Raw genomic sequence first — 26,227 nt, 5'->3', positions numbered from 1 at the left:
CGGGCCACCACACCCCGTCAGGGGAGTGGTGCGCCCTATGGAGCGCACTATGCAAGTCGATCTCTTTGGCGAACCCATGCTGTCCAACCCCATTCAACCCTCCTCGGAGGCGGATGCACCGGTGGATTTGTTTGGAGTAGCCATCAATCAACCAACCGCAGTTGAGAAACCCAAAGCAGTTCGAAAGGCCCCAACTAGGCTGGTAATCGACAGGAAGGCCCTCTGGTCCTCCTCCGGTTATTTGCCTGGCGTGAAAGAACTGGATGAGGATGATGATTTGTCGGATGCACTTTCGACGTCGGATACCCGTTCAGACAATTCCACGATCGAGCGCCTGGAGAAGGCTCTTGGAATGGCACCGGTCATCAAAGATGGCAAGTGGCAAACCGACGAGCTCGGATACCAGTACCGCCGAGTAGGCAAGCCGTTCAAGGGGAGTCGAGTTTTCGGAAAACGAGGCTCGATGATCTGGGAACTCAATCGCCAGTTCGTGCTGACCTCTGCGAGGGATGCTCTTGAACCGGTGTTCACTGACCCCTGCTGCTGGCTCATCATCAACTCCGTCCATGTGCTCGCCATCCGGCTGCGCATGATGGATGAGGATGAAGATCCGTATGCATGCCTGCAGGCCTTCCTGCAGGTCATGACGCAGCACGACTTCATCGATAACTCCCGAACGGGTGAAACGATCCGCAGGCTGACCAAACGGGACCAGATGCGGGAGAAGCGTGCAGCGGCACGGAAAGCAAAAGAAGAGAAACCGGTTTCCAACTCGCTCATGCGAGACATGGAAAACGATGGCTTTGATTGCGACGAGTAACTCACTGCGAACAGACCCCTGCGCCGGCGGGGCCTGAAAATTCATTCAGCCACCTTCGAGTGTGCGAACTGGGCACCGGCTCCCAGAGGAGAAACATCATGACTCATGTTCTGAAAGCAAAGCTGACTGCTGTTGCCGATGTGGTTGTTCTGAAACTGGCTGGTGCTGTCTGGAAACTGGTGAAGGTCTTTGACCCGAGGCCGGTCCAGGAGCACTTCGCCGCGCGACCACCTGCAAACGGCGTGACATTCGGCAAAGTCTTCAGCCTCCCTCGGGAGGATGCAGGCCAGTCGATTGTTCGGTTGGGCTGGCAGCACATCAAATCGGAGAACAAGAACACAGGGATCGTCAGCCGTAAAAAGCTGGTGAAGATCTTCAACCCTGCAAACGGCCACTTTGTGGTTCTGTGGGCAATGGGAGCAAACGAAGGTCGTCCTTTGCCCCGGGATGCCATGGCGATCGATTACGACGCTAAGTTGGCCCTGGGGATCTCCAAGAAGGAAGAGGAAGCGGAACTGATTGTTGGCGAAGCCAACCTCGGTGACCGCGAATTCTTCCATATGTACACCGACCATGACGCATCCAGTCGTAGCGCTCGCGCTCTCGGCTGGTATCTGTTCATGGCTGGTATCGGCTGGTCCGTGGGAGTAACCGTCGAAGGATTGGTTACCGCAATGCTGCGGATGTTCTAAGCCTGAAGTGACACCGCCTCTCCCTTAGGGGAGGGCGGACGTCACCTCCAAGCATCCTCGACGAGGGCGTTTGGAGGTGGCGTCCGCCCTTTACCGAAATCGAGAGGTGAATCATGAACGGTGTATCGAACAGAGCCTACGACCTGCTGAAATCCTTCGGGAATTCTGGGCTCACACTCGAGAGCCATTTCCCCAAAGGGGTGGAAGGCAACATAGCCCGCCACACAGCGCCCAAGTTGATGTTCCCAGACTCAATGCCGCTTGAACTCGTTCGCGATCACATCGAGCGCTGGAACCAGAAGCTGCAGGGGCTGTTTCCTGGCATGGGTTATTACGCTTTCAGTCCTGCGGACGAAATGGCGAATCCGGGGAACCACGTGCTGGTTCTCTTTGCCGATGATTCCTTCTTCAAAGCTTTTATGGGCGGCGTCCAGAAAGTCGACGTACTCACTTCGCTGTGGGACTTCGATGCCTGCGTTCGGCTGTTGCGGTAATTTCCGCGGCAGATCGGAGCGGCCTAGGGCGCGCGTGGACCTGGTCACGCTGAAGGGGGCTGAGAATCAGCCCCCTGGCGCTCAGCCCCCCGTTTTCACTGGAAGGCCAAGGCCTTGCCGGTAACCTCTAGGGCATCCCATTTGGAAGCCCTACCATGCTCGATCTTGCTGACCTCGATCACACCCTAATCTACTTCGTTTCATTCCTTGCAGCCTTCCTATCCATCCGACCAACTCTGCGTGCCGTAGGCACTTGCGGAGCGCTTCTGCTCGCCTGGACATTCGTAAAACTGGAATTGACATTCGACCTGGCCGACCTTCTGCTGAATGAAGGTACGAATCCTCAGTTCATCACCGCAGGAGTTGCGGCACTGGGTATCTTCGGCCTGGCGATCAGGGTTTCCCGCACTCGATGGAGAACAATGGACCGTACCCTGATCTTGGTAGCAATGATCAGTGTTTGCCTCACCACTGCCGTTTTCCACCTCGTCCTCGTGAACCGTGTTCTTCCTCTCTGGGCAAAGGATATCGCTTGGACGAACTACAACCTGGTTGAAGCCTCTACAGAGACCTTCGCCCCCAAATGTGAGCAAGCAAAAGTGATCTGCTGGCGGGGCACCGCATTCGAGGATGGGGCCTTCAAACCCGAACTTAGGGAGCAATTGAGGGGGGTGGATTCCTTTTTCAGGGCTAACCCCAAGCCATTCCCTCAAGGACATGGTTTCGGTGTGTTCAACGACCTCTCGGATGATGGCGTCGCTGCTGTGCTCTACTACCTGGACAAGGGAGAGGCACGAATCGTGATTGATAGCGCGGGCGGCACCCGGGTCCATCATGAGGTTCGAGAACTGTTCTACAAGCTTTGCGGAATCGCCCATACGGTCTGGATTGCTGGTGCGCTGTTCCTCATCGTGTTCCACCGTCGGCGCTTCATGAAAAGGGGGGCTTCATGCTGATCGACTTCAAGGCCGAGCACACACAGTATCTCAAAGGGCGGCCGTCAGATTCTGGCTGGGTGTATACCCCCGCCAACCCGAAGATGCCGGCCAAGGGGAAGTACCTGGCTGCTCATCAGGTGTTTAGCAATAACGCTCTCAACGCTGCGATCTACATCCGAAACGACGTGAATTCCGCCGGCGAGGCGATTAGTGTGCACACAGCACTCCGCCTCACCTTCTCCCATAAGGCGAAGGGCAGGTACCTACTGAATGATGACCCGGACAAGCTCAGTCTCAACCTTGGGCTCGGCGCGGTACGTGAGTTATACCGATGGCTCTCTGAACAGCAGCCGCGGTTGGAGTACGAAATAGTTCGTGCCAGCGCATCTCCCAAACGACTCCAGGGCTTCACTCTTCAGGACGGCCAGTTCGCCCGGATGCTTACTGCAACAGAGTTCGACTCAGAAGCAGTAGGTACGCTGACCATCCAGGTTGGGCTATCGGATGACGATGTGATCCATCTGCAATTTTACTGCCTTGGTTACGCCAAGCTGATCTATCCAACATTCACTGATGTGGCCATCCTCCAGCTGCTGAAAGCGCCTGCAAGCTCTACCAACCTGGCGAGCAATCCTTTCCCAGTTTCGCATGCGAAATCGGACAACGTAGCTGCCCCCCAGCGAACGCAAGACGATGATCGTGGTATGGCTGAGGATGAACCTGATCCAGTGAGACTGGAGCGTTGCAGAAAGGCAATCTACGCCGTTGGTATGCAACGCTGGAAGGGCTCGAGAGATGTCATCGAGTTCATCCAGGACTCTGCTCCTATCGCTCAGATGGACCGGTTGATCAAGGACGGGAACGCCGGCGAATTTACGGAGTGGAACCGCATCGCTGACATGTTTAAAAACTCCTAACTCGGTCCTCGAGGCGGAATAGGGCACTCAACTCCCACTATTGGGGTATGAATGCCCAAATCCCCATTTTCGCCCGCATCAAACAGCACAACGCCGAATACCCACGCGAGCTCTTCGCTGCGAAGGAAATTAACCGGCTGCTGACCAACGTCGACTTCCCAGCTGAAAGGATCTGGCTGGACCTTCGTTTCGACCCCTCAATGACTGACCCAACGTCATCCGCTTTGGATGTGATGATGATCAGTGGGGAGGCGCACGGCATAGCCGTACTCCGCATTCAGCCCCTGTATCTGCAGCAGGACATGCAGACGATGGTGGACGAAGCAATCCCTCACGAGCTCGCACACATCCTTCACGCAATAGACGTCAAGCAGAAGGGCGAAGAGATCGGGAAGCTGCATGACGAAGACTGGCAGGAGTGGCTATTCACTCTGGCACCGAACGCTACGCCTGCCGCAAAGGTGAAGGGTACGTTCGACGATCGTCCAGTAAAGCTCAGTAAAGGAGGGCTTGCCGTCGAGTGCGAGTGTGGTGGAGATGAGGCCATCGCTGTTATCGCCGACACCACTGGCAACTCCGTGAAGCTTCAGGAAGAAGAGCTCGAATGCTCCTCATGCAAGTTTCCATATCACCGGCTTTCCCAAGACTCTGCCCTGCCTGAGGGCATCGCCTCGGACCTGAAATTCCTCGAGGGAATCAAATGTATCAAGCTGCACCATCCCAACCTACAGCGCTGAGTCAGGCCATTGCTGGACTCACTCACTATGATCCCATCAGGATCGGGAGCGACAGCCGTGGCCAAACCGTGGACTGGGTGCTGGCAAAGTCCAGCAACTTTAACGTCCTCTTCGAAGGGGCAAGCGGCGCAGGCAAATCGCATACGATTCAAAATCTACTTGCGCGCGTCTACAGCCGTGGCATGACATTCCACGTCCTGGACATCAAAGGCGACTTCTCCTACGAGAGTTTCGAAAAGGCTGGTCTCAGCCACCTGGTTCGGCCGGAAGACTTCAACGACATCACCTTCAACTACTTCGAGGGAGGCAGCTCCCTCAACCCACTCCAAGTCCCGAGGACGAAAGAGGGGGGTGGGGTACTGATGACAGTCGAAGGCATGAAGCAGTTGGTTAAGGTTTTTGCACCGAATACCGGCAAGCGGCAATTGGACTACCTCGAAGAGATTCTGAACGAGGTGTACCGCAAAGCCGGAATTTCCCAGGACGACATTGAGTCCTGGATCAGGCCTTCCCCGACCTTAGATCAGGTCCTTGATGAAATCGATCTCGTGTTCAACTCCATCTCTGCCAGCATGGATTCGGGGTCGGTATCCGACATCATGAAAGCTTATGGCCAGGCCAAGTCGAAGGCGGAGAAGGCCATCGTCAAGATGAAGGCGGATGGCAAAGATCCTTTAGAGATCGAGGACAAGGTCAACGAGATCCTTGATGACTTGGAAGGAGTCCTGCATGGCTACGCCAAAAAGCATCTGGATTTTCAGGCGCTGCAGAACAAGTCCACTGGCAATGGAACGTTCTGGGAGTTCTGGTCCAAGGATTCCCTTTTTGGCTTGCGCAGCATCATCCAAGGCATGGTGAAATCCCGTCTATTCACCGGTAACCCTTCAAAATCGCAGGCGGGCAAAATCAACCGATACGTCCTGACAGATATCTCGTCTGAACACCAGCAGATCATCATGCGTATTGTGGCAAGTCGTGTCTTTGCAATGGGAGTGATGGATACTCGAAGGTCTGGTCTCTTCAATCCCGAGTACCCCAGCCACATCCTGATCGCGGACGAAGGGAAGCACGTCAAACAAATTTCGTCCTCGCCGCTGAGTCCAGTGAACCGAATTGCGACCGAGGGACGCGGATACGGTGTAGGTGTTTGGGCTGGGGTTCAGCAGCCTGACCAGGTCACTCCGGACCTCCTGAAAAACGTCTCAACCTACTTCCTCCTCAAGACCCCAGAGACGACTTACGGTGAAGTAAGTCGGATGTTCGGGGTCAAGCCTTCGCTTCTGAAGCAACTGCAGAACCGGCAGAACGTACTCTTCAGTGCAGGGGACGCCTTCACTCTAGTAACCCACTTCAAGGAGTAGTAGGGATGAAGAAATATGCTCTGCTTCTTTGCCTAACCCTGACTGGGTGCACTGGAGGCAAAACCATACTCCCGGTCACCGCGGCGGACATTCAGGACCGCAGCCTTATACTCGGGGCTCAGCAGGCTGTTCAACGAGGGCAGTACCAGGAGGCAGAGCAGCTCCTTTCCAAGTACGTCTATAGAACGGACAAGGGCGATCTGAAAATCCAGTTCTGGGGGCTCAACGGAGAGAGCAGGAAAATCGCAATCGACACTGTGATTTCTCTCCTCTGGGAGACCGGGAGAGACCAGACGCTGGCTCAGTTCGCAAAAGAATACCTTTCGGGAGACGAGTACAAGGTCACTATGTGCCGACTCTCAGAACGGCAGGCGCATTATCCGGAGGCGTATGCCTGCTGGAACAACCTCGGCCATGAGGACAGAGCGGAGAGGACGATTCGTACTGAGGCTGCCCTTCGCATTCTCGGGACCGAATGAGCAGCATCAAGTGATTTGAGTTTCGCATGCTAAATCGGGCGGTCAATCACCGCCCGATTCCTCTTCTGCGCCGCCATCTCGAGTGGGGCGACGAACTTGAATTTTGTAGTTCGCCATACCCCAACGGTCGACAACCCCGGGCAGAAGCTCTTGCAGGGTTTCCTTGTCTAGCAATACGCAGGCATTGAAATTGATCACTCCAATCTTCACATCAAACAGGCCCGATGGGCTGTCATGATGATTGTAGCTATGGAGCAAAAGCCCCATACCCTCGAGGGTCTCCAGCATCACCGGAATAGCAGGGTGGGTGAAGGTACGGGTATCAACTCCCATCTGCAGCTGACGGCTCAACTCCAGCGGCAAATGTGAGCCGATCGACTCAAGGATTCGTGACATCGGAATGATGACGAACTCCATAGCGTCCTTCGTCCAACCCTCTGCTTCTCCAGTTGCCCGGAACTTGTTGATGTTGGCTTCGCCGACAAATTTCAGGATGGCCTCCCTGATCAGTTCCTCAGTCTGGGAGCTTTCCTTGGCTGCGCGAATACCATCTTGCTTCTCTGCACGGATCACGAAACCGTCAGCGTGTCTCAGCGCTTGGACCAACTTCTCAACTCGCGGGCCAGAAGAAACCGGAAGCATTGCAGGATGGTGGTAGTAGCGCAGCGCAAGGGTGAGCACGTTCTGATCCTCCGGCTGGAGCTTCGCGAACTCAGGCATCTGACGCACGATGTAAGCGCTGTAGGTGTTGTGGTGTGTTGCGTCCTTGTTCTTAACCCACTGGCCAGGCGCCTTCTCGGCATATGCCAATAACTTATCCAAGTCATGAGACAGCCCAGCGAGATAAGCGAGAGGTTCTTGCACATTCTGGCGCTTCAGATAGGACAAGACCTCTTTGGCGATGGCGAGGGAATGCTCGCGTAGCGTGGCATCGGCATGGTGAGCGCCGACGCTGGCTGGGACTGTGGGATGAGCAGCTAGTAACTCATGCACGGCCAGTTCGAGGTGTTCAATGGGCGTCGACGGCTCCCGACTCAGAGCTACCTGTTTTCGGTTGCATCGGAAGAAGCGTTGGTTGTAGGGGTTGAGGTCTGTTACCCCTCCAATTTCCTCTCCGGTTCGCGGGTCCTTGTTGTTCCTGAGCAGGATCATCATGGTTGACCCTGGAATTGAGCATTCGTACTCGTAGGGATCGGCGCTCACCGCAGTGGCTTCAGTCGGAGTGTTCCGCGGGCGGAAATACCGGGAAGCTGCAACCCTGGCAATGGTGTAGACCATAGCGGCCGCGAAAATGCAGTGCAGCACTTCTACCAGGACGGCAACTAGCGTCCCCACGTAACCACCAGATGCGATGAGCTGAACCACAGCATGAGGCTTGAACATGTAGAAGTGGGGCGACAGGGCTTCAGCCTGAAAGTCCAATGCCTTATGCGTGGATTCTAAGTAAGCCGCATAGCCCAAGATGACAACTGCAATCATGACGATCAGGGCAACAACCCCAGATGAGGCTTTGACCTTCGGTGTAGAAGCGGACATGACTATCTCAACGTGGTGAACACTAGATCACGATGCAGGTTTTGAAAAAGTTTTTCCAACCAAACCCCGGATTTGGAGCACTGCCTTCCCACTATTGAGGTAACAGAAGCCTCTATGGGACTCCGCAGTGAAAAAAACGATCCTCATCCTGGGCGTCAGCCTCCTGAGCCAGGGCGCCTACGCTTCCGCCTTTGATGATTCCCACCTCGCGCGGAGCGAAACCCTCTCACCGTTCGATCGCACCTATGAAGCCGGCAGGGCGCAGCAGGTGATGCAGCCCATCGACTACAAGCGGTCCACGCAAACGCCTGCAGCACCTGCGGCAATGATCGACCTGTCGATCGATAACCCCGTTGCCTCGGTAGAAGAAACAGAGACCGAACGGCAATACAGGAAAACTCTCGAAGACCTGGAACGAAACCGCCAGGCCCTGACTGCCGCACGTAGCGAAGCAGAACGCAACCTCATCGCTGCGCAGAAGACGGCGATCGAGGCTGCTGCAAAGCGTAAGCAGGATCTGCTGGCCCAAGAAGCCGAGATTCGAAAAGCCCTGGAACTGAACCGAGCGGCGCAGTCGAAGGCTGATCAGGTACAGGTCGCACAGCTGACGGACATCGAACAGATCCGCACAGAAAGCAAACAGCTTCTCATGCTGGCCGAGAACAACGCGGAGATGATCGAAACAGCTGCTCGCAAACGGGTGACCCTGGAGCGGGTAGACCCGACCGTGGTCATCAACGAACCGGTAGAGGCCGAATACCAAGGGGCAACTCTGAAGGAGATTGTGGAAGGGATCATGCCGGTCGGTTGGCGTGTGAAAACGGCCTTCTACAACAAGCCTGAGCTTGAGACCCGCCGCTACGAGTTCATTTCCACTGACGCCCGTGACATCGCCCTGCGCAAGCTCACAGCTTCCGTCCGGGACGCCCGTGTTCGCTACCAGTATTTCTGGGACCTGACTGACGAACAGGGAAATCCCTCCCCCATGATCCTGATCACCGACCGCCCGAACTAAGGCAGCCACACCCATGAAGATGAAATCCATTGCCCTGGCTCTGCTGGTTGCCACCGGCCTGTTGGGATGTACCAGCAGCTTCGACATTTCCGAAGAAGCGAAAAATGCCCCCCTGCGCCCCGAAGCGAAAGATGCTCTTCAGGCTGCCCGGGGTAACACTTTCGTACGCGAGATCAGGACTGAAGATATCGCGAAAGCCCGACCGATCTTCCTAACTGCACAGAGCAAGCCGCTTCGAAGCGTGCTGCAAGACACGCTGCCTGGGTACGCGATCATTCCGAAGGGCAAGGTCAACCTCAACGATCCAATCGATGTAGCTGCTGCTGGGATGACCCTTGCAGATTTCATCGAATACATCGAAGGGACCCGGGACCTGAACATCGAGATCGTAGGCAAGAGAGTAATCGTTAGCGATTTCGAAACCCGAGAATGGAACCTGGCCACTTTCGCGTCGACCCGGAACGTCAACAACGTCATCGCATCCACTCAGACTCGGGGGGCTAAAGCAGGCGACGACGACTCCAACAACCAACAGGATTCCAACGTCTCGACTGGCACAACCATCGGCCTTCAACTCTCGGAAGATGAATGGCTGAAAGTGATGGAAGGCGCTCGGACGATTATCGGTGCCGAGAAAGAGTCTGATAAAGGTAGCCGTGGTCGCACACAGGGTTCTGCAGGTGCATCTAGTGCGGCTGTTGGTGGAAACAACAACGGCAGCAGCAATAACGGCATGACGAGTGGTTTGAACTTCGATGCGCCCTCGCCAGCAGATTTCGGTCTCCTGACCTCGAGCGAAGAAATTGAGCCCTACATCGAGGGGATTCGCTCCGTTGGCATTATCACCGCCGGCGGCAAGCCCTCTAAAATGAAAATCCTCGACCGCTTCCTGAAGCGAGCGATCGGCGAAGCCACCAAAATTGTGAACGTGCAAGTTGAGGCCTACGACGTCATCCTCAACAACGACAAGCAGAAAGGGATCGACTGGGATCTCCTTGTTAAGAGCACAGTAAACGGTAATCCGCTGGGACTTCATTTCTTCAACACGAAGACTGAAACCACCGATCCTTTCTGGAATGTCCAAGGAACCTACGAATCTGAGCATGTCAAAGCCGACGTTCTGATCCGATTCCTGGAAACCTTCGGTCGAGTTGAACTCAACGACCAGCCCAACATTACGGTCCGGAATGGTGTCCCAGCCCAGATCTATGCGGGCGAAGAACTCACCTACATTGTTGACGTCGAGCAATCCCAAGACGAGTCGGGCAACGTAACCGTTACCCCGAAATTGGGCCGCTTGAAAGTCGGCGTGACCCTTAGCGTGACTGTGCGGGTGCTCGATAACGACCAACTCCTGGTTGATATCTGGCCGGTGATATCGAACCTGAGTGGCAACGACACGATCGCCATCGGTGATTTCCAGTTCGAAACTCCTCGTGTGAATCTCAAGGAGTTCAGCACCCAGCTTATTACCAGTTCTGGTCGTGCAGTACACCTCGGCGGCCTCATCACCAAAAAGATGAACCAAGCTCTCCGCCATTTGCCTTGGCAGAATCTGGTCACCAAAGCAGTGCTGAACCCTCTCACCCAGGACATCAACAATCAGCTCGACAGACGTGAGTTGGTCCTGGTGGTCACCCCCACATTGGTGGAGGGTGCTCTCTAATGAATCAGTTGCTTCTTGGCGTACCAATCCAGATTGGTGGCGAAGAGGTCATCATCTGCCGTGACTCCATCGGCTCGCAGGCGCTCAGCAGCTCCCGCGAGTCGGAGGTGTATACCATCATTGAGGGGCCACGCGAAGACGGCCGGCCAGCGATCTACATCGACGAAGATGAACTAAAGTCGATGCGGGAGTCGTACCCGGGCATTAACGTGTATGGACTCTGGCAGCTCCTGTTCGCCAACAACCTCGTTCCTTTGGGGAACGAGGTTATTATTTTCCCAATGGGACCTGACCGCGGGCTTTATCTGCGGTTGGACTCTAGTACGGATCTCCATAAGCCTTCGAGCATTCTGAGCTCTTCTGAGTTTGTAGATAATTTCATCCCTGAGTGGATGGACTACGACCTCACAAATGCGTCTCGCATTAATCTTGACAATCTTGATCTGGTGTTGCCCGCCAGCCCGGCATATACCCGACAAGAACTATTCGAAAAGCAAAGGCACGATCAAACCAAGCGCTGGTATATGGTCGCAAGCATATGCGGCCTGATGCTGATCGCTACACTTGTATATAACTACGGCATGTACACGCTGTATAACGCGGACATGGCGGTATATAAAACCAAGCAAATTCAAAGAGATGAGTTAGACAGCAAGATCGGCGAACTGCTGCGTGAACGACTTGATAAGTGGCCGGACAACTCTGCTGAGCTCGGCAAGATCAGTGAGCTAGTTGCTTACGATAGCAACCTTGAAACTTCACCTGATGGTGAAACTCATGTCGGGTTCACGACATTGCACCGATTCGCAACTAGCAAATACTTGCCATTCGATCCGGCGGATAAAGTCCGAGGCATAGTTTCGGAGTTCACTCCCCACCTGAATTACGTCATTCGAATTGACTCTTCAGAAATTGGCGGGAGCGACAACCAATGATTATCAAGCGATCAAAACTGTCAATTTCAACCTTTGGCTTTTCGAACCTGATGTTAATTGTCATTGCAGCCGTGGCAGTTGGTGCCGTTCGATTCAGCATGACCATGGGGGAGAGCCGCACTCTCCCTAGAGACTTCGATCAGATCGATGCAGTAATTGAGACCTCAAGACAAGACGTTCAGCGGTATACAGAGCTTGAAAAGCTTCCGAAACTCGTGAGCTCTTGGAAAAAGGCTACCGCATCATTTGAACTCGATGGGCTCAAGTTCGAAACCTTCGACGTGAACAATTCTTCGGAGATGGGGAATACTTATTCAGGCCCGCTGAAAGGCTGGCCGGGCCAAGTAATAGGCGATCCGCAGGTGGTGATATCAAGTGTACGGTCGCTTCAAAAGGAGATTCCCCTATATCTCTACGATTACTCCATTGCGAACGGAGTGATGAAACTTAACTTTGTAGTCGTGGGTACCTGATTATGAAAAATTTTGTCATCGGCACTCTTATGGCAGCTCAATTTGTGCTCCCTATCTATGCTCTTGCAGATGCGGACGATGCAGACACTCATCGTGACCGCAGTCGGAAGATTGGAGACATGGAGTACAAGCGCGATCAGCTGAAACTTCAGGCTGAAATGGCTGACTCCTACAAGAAAATGTCGGATGCCGGCTTCATTGTGGACGAAAGTGGCTCTCCATTGGGTGTAACAGATATCGCAACTTTGGGTAAAGAGGTGCGCAAGGCAGGCAGTAAACCCGATAAAGCTGACCTCCCGTTCGGTCAAAATCCAGTCATCCCCAATGCCGCACCGTTCATGCTCGACCAGCCTACGTTGGGGATGAGCGGACCAAATGGCCAGGGTGGTCCAGGCGGTCCAGGCCAGCCTGGCTCCTCTCAGAAAAACGTCCCCGACGACGATGAAGACAAGGCCAAACACTTTCTGGCGCTCCTCGAGGTTCGGGCTGACTCGATCGTAGTAATGACCAGCCAAGGGCGCCGAATCGTACGCAATGGCGAAAAGGTCAACGACTACACACTGCAGCGATTTGGACTCGACAAGGCTGTTTTCAAAGGTCCTGACGGCACTCGGGAACTGGTAATCGATTGGACCAAATCCAAACGCTATGCGGACGACTGACCATGAGCAATAACATCCAGGGGATTCAACGAAAGATCCTACGGAATCTGGTTGAGGCGGGGAAAATCACGCAACAGCAAGCAGATACGCAGCCAGTATCCGAAGTCATCGAGCAGGTTGTTCCCGATATCCTCCGCGTCTGCAAGGACGACGAAGCAGTTGCCCATGCGATCGGCAAGGCGCTCGGCCGTGAAGTGTTCTTCGAGATGGAGGAAGGGCTCTCGATTACTCAGGGCCCTGAAGGGGAGCCATGGTTCATTTACGGCAACACCATCTTTATGGCCAATCCTTTCCACAAACGGATGCACGAGCGTGCCACAGGGTTCGCCAGGACCCACAGCATCCACCAGCCAAAGGTTGGTGTGGTTAGCCTGACCCGCTTGGAAGCGATCAAGGCCATCGAAACTGAAGATGATGATAGCGCGGTCCATGACAGCGAGCAGCTAAAGGCCCGCGCAACACAGCGTGTGGAAGACCTGGTGCGCGAGGCGGCAAAGCTCAACGCCTCGGATATCCACCTTCAGCCTACACAAGGAGATCAGGTTCAAGTCCGGTTGCGAATCGACGGCGAACTTCTGACTCGCAAGCTCTACACGTCCAAAATTCACGAGGCCATTTGCCGCGTGATCATCGAGAACAACTGCGGCCTTACCCTGGAACTGAACGCAGCCCAGGATGGGAAGTTTGATTTCGCGGTCTCGACCCATAAGAAAATCAACCTGCGGGTTAGCACGCTTCCTGTCACCAAGGGCTCGGAGAGTACCCCCAAGGTCGTGGTTCGTCTATTGGGCAACGACACGAGTTTGGCCAACCTGGACAGACTGGGCATGTCAGCCGAAAACAAGGCGCTGCTCCGTCGGTTGGGTGAGGCCCCCAATGGCTTGATCATCGTTACAGGCCCTACTGGCTCAGGTAAGACCACAACTCTCAATGCGATGCTCCTGGACATCTATGGCCAGGACCCGAACCGGAACTACCACACCATCGAAGAGCCGGTGGAGATCCAGCATGAGGGCATGTCGCATACCGAATGCGGTAAGCACTTGTCGTTTGCTACCGCTCTCCGAGCGTTGCTACGACAAGACCCCGACGTGATCTTACTTGGCGAGATCCGCGACAACGAAACCGCCGAGTACGCTTTCAAAGCCGGCCAAACTGGTCACCTGGTCTTGACCACCTTGCACACAAACAATGCCCACGAGTCGCTGGATCGCCTCGGCCGAATGGACATTCCGACAGACATCATCGCTACCAATACGCAAGCCATCATGGCCCAGCGACTGGTACGCAGCCTCTGCAAGAACTGCAGAGTCGAATACCTCTTCAGATCTGATGAAAAGCGCTTCGCCTTGTATGGCTCGAACCCGGTGTTTGGTGGCAACGGTGAACTCAAGCTTTATCGAGCAAACCCCAAAGGTTGTCAGGTGTGTAACAACGGATCGCATCAATCTGGCGGCTTGAAAGGGCGGCGCGGTGTTATCGAGGTGCTCGAGCTTACGCCGGAAATTCAGGAGGCCATTTTGAATGGAATCTCCCCCAGCTTACTGAGACGCTCCCAAATCGCAGAAGGGACCTTCAAGGACCTCTGGGACGATGGTTTGCGCTTGGTGTTCGAAGGTGTGATTGGGTTCGAGCAGCTCGAGAAAGAGCTACGGCCGTACCTCTCCGACCGAGTCGGTGCCCCGAAGAATCGTCAGGAGAAAGCGGGTTTTCGCCCCGTCCGCGAATCCGGCACTTCGTCCTTAGTTGCACAGCTTTAACCGCCAGGAAAACAGAGAAAGGAATAGATCAATGATCGAACGTAAAACCAAGCGTATTCGCCAGAAGGGCTTCACCCTGATCGAGCTGGCCATCGTGCTGGGGGTCATCGCGATCCTGACTGCCTTCTTCCTGCCGGGCATGCTCAAGGCGCGTGAAGACTCCAAGCTGAGCACTGCGATCACTCAGCTGCAGAAAGACTTCCCCGGTGCAATCGCCCGGCAGGTGAGCCGCACCAACACCTGCAGCACGACCACCATCACTGCAGCCAAGCTGAAGGAACGCGGCCTGCCCGATTTGACTGTCTGGAACACAGCCTGGACCGTTGATGCTGTCACCAGCAACCAGGTGACCATCAGCTACACCATCGACAGCACTGACACCAATGCTGCTGCGGACCTCGCAACAGCATTGAACCAAAGCAACAACATCGTGAAGAACTCCGCAACAGCGACGGGCAACACCAAGGTGACAGTGGCATACCGCTGCAACTAAGTAGTCGAGCCTGACTGCTGCTTGACAAGTCGGCACGCGGTCTTGGTTGCACAACAGCAAGCTTGAAACTCACACAAAAGGAACGATCCATGATCGAACGTAGTACCAAAGGTAATCGCCAGAAGGGTTTTACCCTGATCGAACTGGCCATTGTGCTGGGGGTCATCGCAATCCTGACTGCCTTCTTCCTGCCGGGCATGCTCAAGGCGCGTGAAGACTCCAAGCTGAGCACTGCGATCACTCAGCTGCAGAAAGACTTCCCAGGTGCAATCGCCCGGCAGGTGAGCCGCACCAACACCTGCAGCACGACCACCATCACTGCAGCCAAGCTGAAGGAACGCGGCCTGCCCGATCTGACTGTCTGGAACACAGCCTGGACCGTTGATGCTGTCACCAGCAACCAGGTGACCATCAGCTACACCATCGACAGCACCGACACCAGCGCCGCTGCCGACCTAGCATCCGCTCTGAACCAGAGCAACAACATCGTGAAGAACTCTGCAACCGCGACCGGTAACACCAAAGTGACCGTGGCGTACCGCTGCAACTAAGGGATTGGCCATGGCCTACTACCAACTGAAGTATCTAGGTGAATCGGGTGGTGTGGTTTCCGTCGGTGTTGAGGCGGAAACCAAAGAGCAGGCCATTGCCATGTCCGGCATCCCCGAGTCGGTCATCCATAGCGTTGCTGTCGACCACCTTGGGGGTATCAAATCGGCCTTGTTCGACAAGAAGTTTCCCCTTGTCGAGCAGGTCCTTATGTTGTCTGCCATTGCTTCGAAGATTTCTTCAGGCAAGACCTTCGGCAAGGCGGTCCAGGAGTCAGTGAACTACAAAGCACTGAAGATCACATTTGCACAAATCGACTCCTGTCAAACCCCAAAAGAGTACCTGTCGCTTCTTCGATTCGACGAAACCGCGGTCCTCCTGGCTGAGGCCGGTGACAAGACAGGGCGATTGCCTGATGCTCTGAATAGGGCCTCTAAAGCAATCGCAGAGCGTCTGGCAGCCAAGAAAGAGTTCTCTGCTCTGATGAAGAAAGCCATGATCAACGCATGCTTTGGTCTTGGCTTTATCATCGGGATTCCGCTATGGGCAGGCGGCACTATCCACGACTTTATCCATGTACAGCGTCTCGACCTGCAGCTGAATTCCCTGAGCCAGTTGATCTTGCTTCTGCACACGGTCTACACCGAGTACCTCTACGTCCTGCTTGGAATCGGTGCCGGGATCTACGTGTTCCGCGCTCGAGTATGGGAAATGGTGAGGAACCTGCCTGGCTTCTCGTTCCTGAATGAAAGGAACAAGGTGAGGATGGGCCTGGAGTTTGTTCAGACGTACCAGCTACTGCTCAGCAGCGGCTTCACCAACCCCCAAAGTTTCAAGTTCATGATGCAACGTTCCCGAGGCCGTGCACATGCTCTCTATCAAGAAGCGCACGCACGCCTGGTCGAGGGTCGAGAGCTATCCGACGTCTTCGACAACCCCGAGTGGCCCCCTCTGATTACTCAGAACCTCCAGGGTTTCGACAACCAGTCACCAGCTGGGCGCGACAACGTGCTGAGCAATATGGCTGATGCTCTAAAGGCCTACTACCTTCGGCATTCGGAGAAGGTGGCCCAGATGTCATCGGTCATCGGTTTTTCGATGATGCTCCTGACCATCATGATGTTCGCGATCGGCTTTTATCTGCCCATCATTAACCTCGCGTCGGCCATGCGGTGACTGTGGCTATGGTTCGCTCTCGCGGCTTCACCCTCATCGAGCTAGCCGTCTGCCTGGTAATTGTAGCGGTCATGACCGTTGCGCTCCTTCCAGGCGCTATGGAGAAGTATCAGCAAGGCAAGATCAACTCCTCGATTGAGCAGGCAAGGAACCTGATTCCTGTCTGCGAGATCGCAAGGACAAAAGCCGTGTCCTCGACCGTCGGGGCGAACCTAAAGGTCACCCATACCTATGGATCTCTTACCAACTGGTCGAAAACAGCGGATCTTCAGAACCTGTTGAGTGCCGATTACCGCTTGCCAGCTACCAACCCGCTTGGCTCAAACATCCTCGTCAAGTTCGACTCACAGCGCTGCTACGTCGCCGTAGACCTGCCTTTCAAGGAAGACAACTACGGTGGATATACCACTGAAAACGTCGGGGCGAACACCCGGATTATCATCACAACCAGGCCAGTGCAGAGTTCCTCTTCCGCCTGGGTTACTTACCAGAAGCGAATCCTCCATGAAGAAACGACGCGCTAATTCCCAGGCCTCGATGGGAGGCTTCACGCTGATTGAATTGGCGATTGTGCTGGCCGTGATGGCGTTGATCGCCGTCTATACGACGCCCAGGTACATGGAGCAGCTCAACCAGAAGCGGGCAATCCTAACTGCACAGGAAACCCAGTCCTTTCTGGACGCAGCGCGCTCATACCGAATGCAGAATGGCTCCTGGCCAGGCCAGGCCAGCAGCTGTGCCAATGCCAAGAGCGTGCTTGAAAGCACCTCACCACCAACCCTGGCCGGCATCAGCGCTACCAACAAGTACAACCAGGCAGTTACCCCTGCTTGCGATGCAAACACCTTCTCGATCACACAGAGCATTGCCCAAGATTGGGATGGTGTAGTCGCGAACAACCTGCCTGGGACAGTGATCAGCAATGCATCGACATACACCATCCGCTCAACGATCGGGATTCCAGGCAGCGAGCCCGCACTGAACTCGAAGCTTTCTCGAGTCTATACCGGCGACCCTGAGATGAATCGAATGCGGACCCCGTTGTTGCTCGGGGGAAATTCGATCAATGAAGTTTCGAACATGTATCTGAACAACGGTGGTGCGGATGCGCGAGTAAGAACTGAGGCAGGGCGCTTGATCCTCAGCACGCCCTATGGCGGTGAGGTGGCCATCGAGAATGGGACCAACCTTTCGGTTGAAAACGTAACCCTGCGTCAGCGCGGTAACGCCAACCTCATCGATCTACTCCCGAATTTCGTGCAGAAGGGAACCTACCTTGTCCGCCACAGCGACGGAGTTATAAAGCCTGCTTGCCCTGGCGGAGGATCTGCAAGGGCATCTCTGCGCCCAGGAACAATGCGTGGTGGCTGGCAGGAGGGAGAGGTAAACCACGGAGCCTTCGGCTACGAGTACCGGCTCCTCGACTACGGCAGCTACTGGATCGTTTCGACCAATATCATTGGCTCTGAGGTAGAGCGGAACAACCTTCAGTCGCTTGTCGACGTCTACTGCTATTACCCCTAATGCCATATTCAGTCGTTATTGCTAAGCCAACCAAAAACTGCAACGCGGACTGCACCTACTGCTCTGCGCCTCCTGACGGCGCGGACAGTTGGTCGCTTGATGATTTCAAGCGGATGTTCGATCGCCTGCAGCCGTCGTTCACGCCAAACATCGACTGGATCTGGCATGGCGGTGAGCCGATGCTCATGGGCCCTGATTTCTTCGAAGCCTGCGCTGAGTACGCATTGGCCCAACATGGTGGTGTTCACTTTGCAATCCAAACCAACCTTTTGGGGTACAAGTCTGAACGATGGAAGCGAGTGTTCTCGGAAATCTTTGAGGGCCGGGTATCTACAAGCTTCGACCCTTACAAGAAATACCGCACGGTAAAAGGCTCCGCTGAGACGTATGACCGTCTGTTCTGGCGAGCAATGGACCAGGTAATCGCCGACGACTTTCGACCGCTCGTAATCGGAGTTTACGATGAAGGGGCGGCTACGGCTGCGATGGACATGTATGAGCGAGCCCTCTCATATGGCTCAGCAGGATTCGACATCCGGTTCAACTACGCCTACCCCGCCGGTCGTGCCAGGGAGGCGGGTATGCTCATTGCCCCAACGACCTATGGACAGATGCTTGTAGATCTCTACGATCGCTGGATTGATGAAGTCCCGGTATTCCGCATTACGCCGCTGGACTTGATGCTGCAGAAGGTGGCTGGCTACAAGAGCATGCTGTGCCCCTGGACGAAGTCCTGTGGAGGTCGGTTCCTGACCATCGATCCTGATGGCTCGGTGTACAACTGTAGCGAATTCAGCGATTTCGGCGACAAGCGCTTTCGCTTCGGCAACATCCTTACCGGTGAGGTGCAGGAAGCGAAACCAGTTGAGGTCAAGTTCTACTCTGGTGCCGACATCGCTCCCGCGCTGGCCGCATCACCTGCCTCCCGAGAAATCATGGGGCGAGCAGTCAACCTTCCGCCAGACTGCAAGACATGCCCGCATTTCACCGAATGCGAGGGCGGCTGTGCCCGCGATGCCGTGCTCTTCGAAAGAGGGATGGGGGGCAAGTTCGGCTATTGCCAGAGCTGGAAGATGGTTTTCAATCGTCTCAAGCAGTCGGTTGTGACTGGTGAGGCTGACCGTATTCTCTACAAGCTCGGCATCACTCCCGATAGCGCCCGCGCGCGACTCTCCGCATACGGGTGGGCAAACTGATGCTTCAGGTCTATCTCAAGCCAACAAACTTCTGCAACGTAGGTTGCGACTTCTGCTACCTCCCAGAGGATGTGCGGGCCAATAAGTCCCGTATGTCGGAGGCTACCCTCCAGGACAGCTTGGATCTGATCCGCAACCTGGCCGAACGGGAGGGGCACGACCGAGTCTCCATCCTGTACCACGGAGGCGAGCCGCTAAGTATGAGTGCCGGGGTACTCATGGATCTCTCGGACAAGGTCCGGCGCGGCCTCTCCGGTATTGAAATTCAGGAAGCCATCCAGACCTCGCTCATTCCACTGCGCAGTTCACACATCCCATTCTTGCAGGAGCGGTGTGATGGCTTCGTCGGCTCCTCTATCGACTTCAGCGGCCGCACCATACAGGGCTCCAATAACAAGTACATCGATCTTTGGCTGGAGAAGGTCCACCTGGCCCGCTCCCATAGTCTTCAAGTGGGCCCAATCATGGTGCCGACGCGCAATGAGCTTGGTCGAGTAGCGGAGATCTATGGGTGGTTCAAAGAACACGGGTTCACCCATTTCAACATCGAGCGGTACAACCCCTACGGGGCCGACGGAGACCGCCCAAGCAACAAGGAACACAGCGATTTTCTGAGCGACCTGTTCGATGTGTCGATAGAGGACTTGCGACGGACCGGTTCCTGCGTAACGAACAATGCCGTGGCAGCGGCCATTGGTGGGGTATTGCACAACCAACCCGGCGAGCGCTGGGGCGGAACCTGCCAGCGCGACTTTCTAGTGATTAATCCTGACGGAGCGCTCAACACCTGCCCTGATCGGATGGAGTACGAGACAGACCTTTGGCCAAAGGTCCAGGATGGCATCGATGCCTTCCAGTCCAGCCCTGAGCGATTGGGCTGGATCAAGGTTCAGCACATCGACCACATCGAGAATCACTGCCGTAAGTGCGAGTTCCGTTCATGGTGCAAGAGCGGCTGCCCAATCACTGATCACCAGGTTCATACCGGTGCAGGGGAGTGTGCCGGCTATCGATCACACCTAGCGAAAGTCAAAGAGTTCGTTGCCAACGAGGAGGGACGCCGATTTGCTACCGGCTACCTGTCCGCGGCAGGCGCGCTGCCCTTTGACCCGTACACCATCGGGCTGGAGCGCATCGCATGAGCAAGGGTGCACCCGACTTCGATCACATGATCTATGTGCGGCTCATCGAGGCATGCAATCTCCACTGCCAACACTGTTTCATCCCCAACAATCCGAAGCGGATGGACTGGAACAATATCGAGCAGATTCCGGCGAAGGTCCGTTCTTTTGCTCGACCAGGCCAGGTCCTGCTGTTCCAGCTCCACGGGGGGGAGCCAACGCTGGTTGGTCAGGAGTTCATGCGCAAGTCAGTTGTGTTTTTGAAGACTGAACTGTCCGAGTTCGACGTGCGTTTCTCGCTTCAGACGAACTTGATGACCTTCGACCTACGTTGGGCTGAGCTCTATCGCGAGTTCTTTGATGGCATTGTCGGGGTGTCCTGGGACCCGGAGATACGCCTTATAAGGGCTGGACGTCCCGAATCGAACGAGCAGTTCGAAAATAAGTTCTGGGCCAACATTCAGACACTCCAAAGCCTTCAGCTGACACCGTACATGGTCATCACGGTGACCAAACCACTGATCAACAGGTTCAGGAACCCAACTGACCTCATTGACTTCCTTCTCGAGCGCGGAATTTCCCTGGCCCACTTTGAGAGGCTGACCAGAACTGGATATGCGATAACCAACTGGGATTGGCTCGGAGTCACGAACCGCGAATACAGCATGTGGATTGGTCGCTTTGCCATGGCCTACAGCCGCTTCATGACTCAGCAGCGGGAAGGTCGGCAGGAACTGAACATCTCTCCGCTGGATGGGCTTATCGCCAGCGTGGAAAGGCTGCGCCGCGGTGAGAGAGGAGGTTACGGGTGTCTCTCCGGCGCTTGTGATACTCGCTTTCACACGTTCGACCAGAACGGCTATTACTCCGCCTGTACTGCGTTGACCTCGGAGCGGGATAACAGGAACGCAGTTGGCGTGACTGTGGTGGAGCACACCCAGCTTGAGACTGCCCGAGAGGAGCGTCAAATGGACTGCTCTACCTGCCAGTTCAAGCCTATTTGTAGCTCAGGTTGTATGGCCACGCCCCGAATGGACGAGAGCCAGGAGTGTGCAGGGGGATACATGACGTTCAGGCTACTGAATGACCACATCGCAACCAGAGATAACCCCGGGTTGATAGCAATCGCTGGGTAAGAATCGGCCCTTTGGGCAAGCAGAAATGGAGGGGAAGATGAAGCAGTTCACCGGCAATCGAGTCATGGTCGCAATCGCGGTCAGCGCCTTGACCGCCAGCGCTTACGCCGAAACTCACAAGTCGTTCACTGTGGAGCAGTCGACTGAAGATCTCGCTGCAGATAAGGAAATCGCCCGTCTGCGCGCCATCCTGGAGATGAACCCGATCAAGCCTATGGTTGAACAACACCAGAAGGTGTTGAGCGAGATCGTCGTGGGCAACATGGTGGGCGGCATCGACAACATGCTGCTGGCGGCCACAGCCACAGCAAAAGATATGGACTCCACCCGGATCGGCGACTGGGGTTACTGCCATAACGCTTGTCATGGTGCCTGCCACGGCGCGTGCCATGGCTCGCGTGGCTGGCGCTGATTGGGGGTTCCATGACAGTTCAAGTTGGAATGAGAGTTTCGGACCTTGAAGGGATCTTCCTTGCACAGTCCAGCCATCTTCAGACTTCGCCCGAACACGAGATCAAGCGGGATGTATCGTACTTCAACGTAGAGTGCGACACGACTCTCAAGCGCATCCCTCGCGATGCCTGTCACTTGGGCTTGCGTGCGCAGAGTCACCCAGACTCGCCGGACCTTCCCAGCGACGACTTCACTTTCAGCTTGATCTTGGCTGCCGGCAGTCTCAATTCGGTGTCGATCGACATCCCTTACGATTGCACCGTATCGCCCGACGAATTGCTGATGCACGCTGAATCCTCGGGCTTCAACATCAACCTGCTCCCGCCAGGGCACACCACCGTCGTCGACGAGAAAGTGGAACGCTACTGCGAGGTACTCCGTACCTACGGGAGGATGTGGCTTGCCTCGCCTCAATCGAACATCCGTGTCGCGCCAATCGATGGCTACCTCGAATACCTTTTCGGTGTGGCGGCAGGGCACATTCCGGCATCCATCTCGACCGACGAGATGATGAATACCTTATTCACCGAAGGCATGCCTGAAGTGGTTATGGAGTACGTGAAAGTCGTAATTCACGACGTCATCATGGAGCACTTTGGGACTGAGGATGCTTTCAATGAGATCCTCGAAAAGGTGGCCAAGGCAATTCACCTCAAGCAAGCGCAGTTCCGTGACTCCCGAGCGCGCATCCTGGAGGAAGAGCTCGACCTACGAACACCGTTGCCCAATCTCATTCGGATGGTGAGTAAGTCCACGGGGCTTAGCCTGTCCAACGCTGCCGGCATGCTGTACGAGCTGAAGCACGGCGTCCACACGGTATTGGATAAGTACCTACCACCGGATGAGCCCGCGGTTGAGGGGCAGGCTACCCCTCCGGTGAATACCCGCCAGGCCAAACTCGCCAATGCCTTAGGGGCTGCATTTGCTGCAGCATTCGGTATCGATGAGATGGACCAGGCATGGGCAGGCGTCGAGTCCACCCTGCAGGTGCAAGAGCGCATCAACCTCGATCACGGAACTGTTCAACCTGGTTCCGTTGCGTCGCGCATAGCCGTGGCGATGGACGTTGAGCCGAAGATTGCAGCGCTGGCCACTGGTGAGTTTCTTTCCATGATTCGAGCAGTTCTTGAGGCTGGAAACCATGTGAGCCCGCCTCCGCCTCCAGCACCCAAACCGGTACCTGCACCCGCCAGCGGCCTTATCGCTGTCGGCTGATCGGTCCCTCATCTCAATGGGATGGGGGATAGGGGGAGTGATGGCAAAATCAGAAGCAGTTGGGTTCATCAACGTAACTCGCCAGTGCAACGTTGACTGTAAGCGCTGCTATTTAACCGAGGCCAACCGGGCCGCCGGTGAGCGACTCCCCACCTACACGCTTGCAGCCTTCCTGACATCCGATTTCTGGGCAGACCGGCCGGTGACCCTGATCTGGGAAGGTGGAGAGCCAACGATCGTGGGCCCTAGTCGCATGCAGTTGTACGTGGACCAGGCCCGAGGCCTACTCCCACACGCTTCCCAGACCATGGTGACCAACTGCTTTTCTGTCCCCAATTGGCTCATTGATCTCTCTCATTCGGCTTTCAACGGCCAGGTTGAGACAACGTTCGCCCTAGGGCACAAGTTCAGCCTATCGGGCTCAGAAGATCTGTATACCCGGCGTTTCCTCACTGGCCTGAACCGCTTCTGGGATGCGGGTGTGGTGTGTACCGTCAACGTCGAACTCAATTCCGAGACTATCAAGCACGGCCCGACCGCGTTGGCGGAGCTTATGCTCTCTACGAAGGCTAAGGTCTGGGAGTTCGACATCTCTGTTGACTTCCGGACCTTCCTGGCAGAGCCAATCTACCAAGCATCCTCGGCGCCGGAGCTCCCGCTCACCGCAAGCTATGCAGCCGTTTGGACCTTCCTTCACACGCTGGAAGCCACCCATGGCCGGCAGCTTAGGGACGCCGGGATTACCATCGGCGCACTGGAACAGGTAGCCGGCGAGGCCAACAACCAATTCAACGTCCTGTCAGAAGATCGATTTTTGACCCTGAACCCGGACGGATCTGTAACGACAAACCCCCTCTATTCCGATCTCGAAGGGACGCTCCTTGGAAACCTCCAAGACGCACCTCTTGACGAATTGCTCTCATCACCCCGGCGCCTGGCCCGCGTTATTGCCGAACGGCGCCGTCTCCTGCCTTGCAGGTCCTGCCCTCATTTCAGCTACTGCTCCGGCGGACCCGCCCATGTGCCAGTCACCGATGGCTCTGGGGAGTGCGCGGGTGGGAAGGGAATGTGGGACCTGCTACTGGAGAAGATGCGCTGTGCATAAACAATCCCGGTTGAATCAGGCCAACATCAGCATCACCGCTACCCGATGGTGCAATCGGCGGTGCACTCACTGCTACATCGATCCGTCGGAGTTGGCCAATCCCGTCGAGATGGAGGAAGGGGTTTTCAGGGAGATATTCGACCGTGTCCGAGACCTCGTAGCCCTGGACCGCGGTTTGGAGGAGGTCGAGTGGGAAATCATCGGCGGCGAGATCACCAAGATGCCAGTCGAGTTCTGGCGTCGAAATTTACCGTTCGCCCTAGAGCAATGCCGGGACTTCAACGCACAACTCAAGACACCGGGCTCGGTCAACGTCCTCTCCAACCTCATTTTCTCAGACCAGCGCAGGCGAGCCGACTACATCGACCTGTTCAACCAGTACGGCGATTGGCCGGAAATGTGCGTTTACACCTCGTGGGAGCCGGAAACCAACCGCTTCGGTAAGCGGGATAAGCTGATGCCCGCCTGGCGCGAGACTGTCAGCGCCCTGAAGGTGCGGCAAAAGATCCTCGACGTCATCCTCACCAAGACCACGGTCGAATTGGGGCCGGACTATCTGTTGGAACAGTTCCTGCCGCTGGGTGTCACCGACTTCAGCATCAAGATGATCAGCCCTTACGGCTCAGGCAAGGCGTTCTGGCAGCCGAACATGATCAGCTTCGCCCAGATGAGTGACTACTTGTGCAGGCTCTTCGAGATAGCGCCTAAAGGCATCACCTTCACGCCAGCAGACGAGATGACGAGCGCCATGTTCCGAGGCACCAGCTATCAGTGCATCGGCAACTTCCGCTATGACCTGGCGGTTGAGCCAGACGGCCTCACCAGCTTCAATGCCTCACAGACCACTTCGGAGGCCGCCCTCGGTGACACCAGGATCTACATCGACGATCCGGATTGGGCGTTCAAGGTTCTTGCGGACAACACCTCGGAGCTGGATAACAAACTCTCCCGCTACCACGACTACTGCTTCCAATGTGAGTTCCACTCCTACTGCGCGGGCGGCTGGTACCACTATCGAATTGCCGAACCGGAGGATGTACGAGCATGGGACTCAGCTGAGTGCCCTGGCTACAAGCGCCTCTGGTCGAAAGTGAAGGATCGATTCGGGGAGTTCGATACACGGATGAACACTCACCATGAAGCTATGCGTGCCATCCTCAAGTCACCGACGGATAGCGTCACATCCAAACAGGTCCATGACGAGATCGCCGGCCAAGGCTTGGCTTTTTACGCCTGGCTAAAGCAGGTGGAGAATGCTCGGGTTGCTCTGAACCCTGGAGCCCAAATCGGCAGACCGCTCATGGAGCGAATCTGGGCGTACCAGGCTGTAGGAGCAACGATAAACCTAAGCTGTGACGATTTTGGAATTCTTTCCAACGATCTGAAACGCCTGGTGATTGAGCACCTGGTATACGGGGACACCCCGGCTCTGCAGCTGGACCCCGCGATGGTCTGGGAGTGGGTGAGAACCTCGCCAGATGACCAGTTGGCCACAATCGTGGAGGAAACCTCTCTACTTGCCCAGGGCCTGCAAGTGAAGGACAAGGACCTCATTCTGGCCGGCCACAATACTCAACTGCTGCGCTGGGTGCTCTCCCATCCCTCGCCGGCGGGGCCCCCTGCAGGTGAGCACCCTGAGCCTGAGATAAAACTCGTATCGATGCATCTCCGGCGCGAGGCCTCGCTGAGATCCACCAAAATGCGGAACCCGATTTAGCATCCCATTTTCCAAATAAGGGGCACTCGGTTTCCACTATTAGGGCATGAACATTTT

The 26,227-nt window shown here is 55.5% G+C and carries 27 protein-coding genes; 26 read left to right on the top strand and 1 reads right to left on the bottom strand.

Annotation, left to right across the window (positions count from 1 at the left end; genetic code table 11):
• The first annotated feature begins 49 nt into the window (after window positions 1-49).
• The 8 genes from EKA13_RS00340 to EKA13_RS00305 all read left to right on the top strand — a co-directional run bounded on the left by EKA13_RS00340 (window position 50) and on the right by EKA13_RS00305 (window position 6,438).
• A complete protein-coding gene (locus EKA13_RS00340) occupies window positions 50-820 on the top strand; it encodes a hypothetical protein (protein ID WP_019484900.1) in 771 nt (256 codons plus the stop codon).
• A 98-nt stretch (window positions 821-918) separates the two neighbouring features.
• Window positions 919-1,512, top strand: a complete 594-nt coding sequence (locus EKA13_RS00335) for a hypothetical protein (protein WP_019484901.1) — start codon at window positions 919-921, stop codon at window positions 1,510-1,512.
• Window positions 1,513-1,625: 113 nt separating this feature from the next.
• The gene (locus EKA13_RS00330) at window positions 1,626-2,006 is read left to right on the top strand and encodes a hypothetical protein (RefSeq protein ID WP_019484902.1); all 381 of its coding nucleotides are present in this window, start codon (window positions 1,626-1,628) and stop codon (window positions 2,004-2,006) included.
• A 155-nt stretch (window positions 2,007-2,161) separates the two neighbouring features.
• Window positions 2,162-2,962 (top strand): hypothetical protein, encoded by an 801-nt coding sequence (locus tag EKA13_RS00325; RefSeq protein WP_019484903.1) that lies wholly within the window; start codon window positions 2,162-2,164, stop codon window positions 2,960-2,962.
• Window positions 2,956-3,861: a hypothetical protein gene (locus tag EKA13_RS00320; protein ID WP_019484904.1), complete on the top strand. Its 906-nt coding sequence runs from the start codon at window positions 2,956-2,958 to the stop codon at window positions 3,859-3,861. The genes EKA13_RS00325 and EKA13_RS00320 overlap by 7 nt, the downstream gene beginning before the upstream one ends.
• A 47-nt stretch (window positions 3,862-3,908) precedes the next feature.
• On the top strand, window positions 3,909-4,598 hold the full coding sequence (locus tag EKA13_RS00315; protein ID WP_010792573.1) for a hypothetical protein: 690 nt from the start codon (window positions 3,909-3,911) through the stop codon (window positions 4,596-4,598).
• Window positions 4,562-5,959: a helicase HerA domain-containing protein gene (locus tag EKA13_RS00310; protein ID WP_010792572.1), complete on the top strand. Its 1,398-nt coding sequence runs from the start codon at window positions 4,562-4,564 to the stop codon at window positions 5,957-5,959. Before EKA13_RS00315 ends, EKA13_RS00310 begins: the two co-directional genes overlap by 37 nt.
• 5 nt (window positions 5,960-5,964) lie before the next feature.
• Complete coding sequence (locus tag EKA13_RS00305; protein WP_010792571.1) at window positions 5,965-6,438, top strand: hypothetical protein; 474 nt, start codon at window positions 5,965-5,967, stop codon at window positions 6,436-6,438.
• A 42-nt stretch (window positions 6,439-6,480) separates the two neighbouring features.
• On the opposite strand, the gene EKA13_RS00300 is transcribed toward EKA13_RS00305, so the two are convergent.
• Window positions 6,481-7,974 (bottom strand): HD domain-containing protein, encoded by a 1,494-nt coding sequence (locus EKA13_RS00300; RefSeq protein WP_042854775.1) that lies wholly within the window; start codon window positions 7,972-7,974, stop codon window positions 6,481-6,483.
• A gap of 127 nt (window positions 7,975-8,101) precedes the next feature.
• Here EKA13_RS00300 and EKA13_RS00295 point away from each other — a divergent pair, with 127 nt between their 5' ends.
• The 18 genes from EKA13_RS00295 (at window position 8,102) to EKA13_RS00210 (ending at window position 26,170) form a co-directional block, all read left to right on the top strand.
• Window positions 8,102-8,989 (top strand): hypothetical protein, encoded by an 888-nt coding sequence (locus tag EKA13_RS00295; RefSeq protein WP_020190555.1) that lies wholly within the window; start codon window positions 8,102-8,104, stop codon window positions 8,987-8,989.
• 13 nt (window positions 8,990-9,002) lie between these two features.
• Window positions 9,003-10,655, top strand: coding sequence for a type II secretion system protein GspD (locus EKA13_RS00290; protein ID WP_042857808.1), 1,653 nt, complete (start codon window positions 9,003-9,005; stop codon window positions 10,653-10,655).
• Complete coding sequence (locus tag EKA13_RS00285; RefSeq protein ID WP_042857807.1) at window positions 10,655-11,590, top strand: hypothetical protein; 936 nt, start codon at window positions 10,655-10,657, stop codon at window positions 11,588-11,590. The genes EKA13_RS00290 and EKA13_RS00285 overlap by 1 nt, the downstream gene beginning before the upstream one ends.
• On the top strand, window positions 11,587-12,063 hold the full coding sequence (locus EKA13_RS00280) for a hypothetical protein (RefSeq protein WP_042857806.1): 477 nt from the start codon (window positions 11,587-11,589) through the stop codon (window positions 12,061-12,063). The genes EKA13_RS00285 and EKA13_RS00280 overlap by 4 nt, the downstream gene beginning before the upstream one ends.
• Window positions 12,064-12,065: 2 nt before the next feature.
• A complete protein-coding gene (locus tag EKA13_RS00275) occupies window positions 12,066-12,725 on the top strand; it encodes a hypothetical protein (protein WP_058199393.1) in 660 nt (219 codons plus the stop codon).
• Between the two features lie 2 nt (window positions 12,726-12,727).
• Entirely contained in the window at window positions 12,728-14,485 is a 1,758-nt protein-coding gene (locus tag EKA13_RS00270) for a GspE/PulE family protein (protein ID WP_042858729.1), read from the top strand.
• Between the two features lie 31 nt (window positions 14,486-14,516).
• Complete coding sequence (locus tag EKA13_RS00265) at window positions 14,517-14,978, top strand: type II secretion system protein (protein WP_042858727.1); 462 nt, start codon at window positions 14,517-14,519, stop codon at window positions 14,976-14,978.
• An 89-nt stretch (window positions 14,979-15,067) separates the two neighbouring features.
• Complete coding sequence (locus tag EKA13_RS00260; protein ID WP_019439016.1) at window positions 15,068-15,529, top strand: type II secretion system protein; 462 nt, start codon at window positions 15,068-15,070, stop codon at window positions 15,527-15,529.
• 10 nt (window positions 15,530-15,539) lie between these two features.
• Window positions 15,540-16,703: a type II secretion system F family protein gene (locus EKA13_RS00255; protein ID WP_042858725.1), complete on the top strand. Its 1,164-nt coding sequence runs from the start codon at window positions 15,540-15,542 to the stop codon at window positions 16,701-16,703.
• Window positions 16,704-16,711: 8 nt separating this feature from the next.
• Entirely contained in the window at window positions 16,712-17,227 is a 516-nt protein-coding gene (locus EKA13_RS00250) for a type II secretion system protein (protein WP_023111137.1), read from the top strand.
• Window positions 17,208-18,227, top strand: a complete 1,020-nt coding sequence (locus EKA13_RS00245; RefSeq protein ID WP_223218645.1) for a prepilin-type N-terminal cleavage/methylation domain-containing protein — start codon at window positions 17,208-17,210, stop codon at window positions 18,225-18,227. The genes EKA13_RS00250 and EKA13_RS00245 overlap by 20 nt, the downstream gene beginning before the upstream one ends.
• Window positions 18,228-18,340: 113 nt before the next feature.
• Complete coding sequence (locus EKA13_RS00240; protein WP_019484911.1) at window positions 18,341-19,423, top strand: radical SAM protein; 1,083 nt, start codon at window positions 18,341-18,343, stop codon at window positions 19,421-19,423.
• Window positions 19,423-20,565: a radical SAM/SPASM domain-containing protein gene (locus EKA13_RS00235; protein WP_023111134.1), complete on the top strand. Its 1,143-nt coding sequence runs from the start codon at window positions 19,423-19,425 to the stop codon at window positions 20,563-20,565. The genes EKA13_RS00240 and EKA13_RS00235 overlap by 1 nt, the downstream gene beginning before the upstream one ends.
• On the top strand, window positions 20,562-21,680 hold the full coding sequence (locus tag EKA13_RS00230) for a radical SAM protein (RefSeq protein ID WP_019484913.1): 1,119 nt from the start codon (window positions 20,562-20,564) through the stop codon (window positions 21,678-21,680). The genes EKA13_RS00235 and EKA13_RS00230 overlap by 4 nt, the downstream gene beginning before the upstream one ends.
• A 37-nt stretch (window positions 21,681-21,717) precedes the next feature.
• Window positions 21,718-22,092, top strand: a complete 375-nt coding sequence (locus EKA13_RS00225) for a hypothetical protein (protein WP_010792555.1) — start codon at window positions 21,718-21,720, stop codon at window positions 22,090-22,092.
• Window positions 22,093-22,103: 11 nt separating this feature from the next.
• Window positions 22,104-23,348, top strand: coding sequence for a hypothetical protein (locus EKA13_RS00220; RefSeq protein ID WP_010792554.1), 1,245 nt, complete (start codon window positions 22,104-22,106; stop codon window positions 23,346-23,348).
• Window positions 23,349-23,388: 40 nt separating this feature from the next.
• Window positions 23,389-24,453: a radical SAM protein gene (locus EKA13_RS00215; RefSeq protein ID WP_065757592.1), complete on the top strand. Its 1,065-nt coding sequence runs from the start codon at window positions 23,389-23,391 to the stop codon at window positions 24,451-24,453.
• Window positions 24,446-26,170, top strand: coding sequence for a radical SAM protein (locus EKA13_RS00210; RefSeq protein ID WP_065757591.1), 1,725 nt, complete (start codon window positions 24,446-24,448; stop codon window positions 26,168-26,170). The genes EKA13_RS00215 and EKA13_RS00210 overlap by 8 nt, the downstream gene beginning before the upstream one ends.
• Window positions 26,171-26,227 lie beyond the last annotated feature (57 nt).

Origin of the sequence: Pseudomonas defluvii, from assembly GCF_001695625.1 — a bacterium.
GTDB classification, from domain to species: Bacteria; Pseudomonadota; Gammaproteobacteria; order Pseudomonadales; family Pseudomonadaceae; genus Aquipseudomonas; species Aquipseudomonas defluvii.
This window is presented reverse-complemented; position numbering and strand designations above follow the sequence as displayed.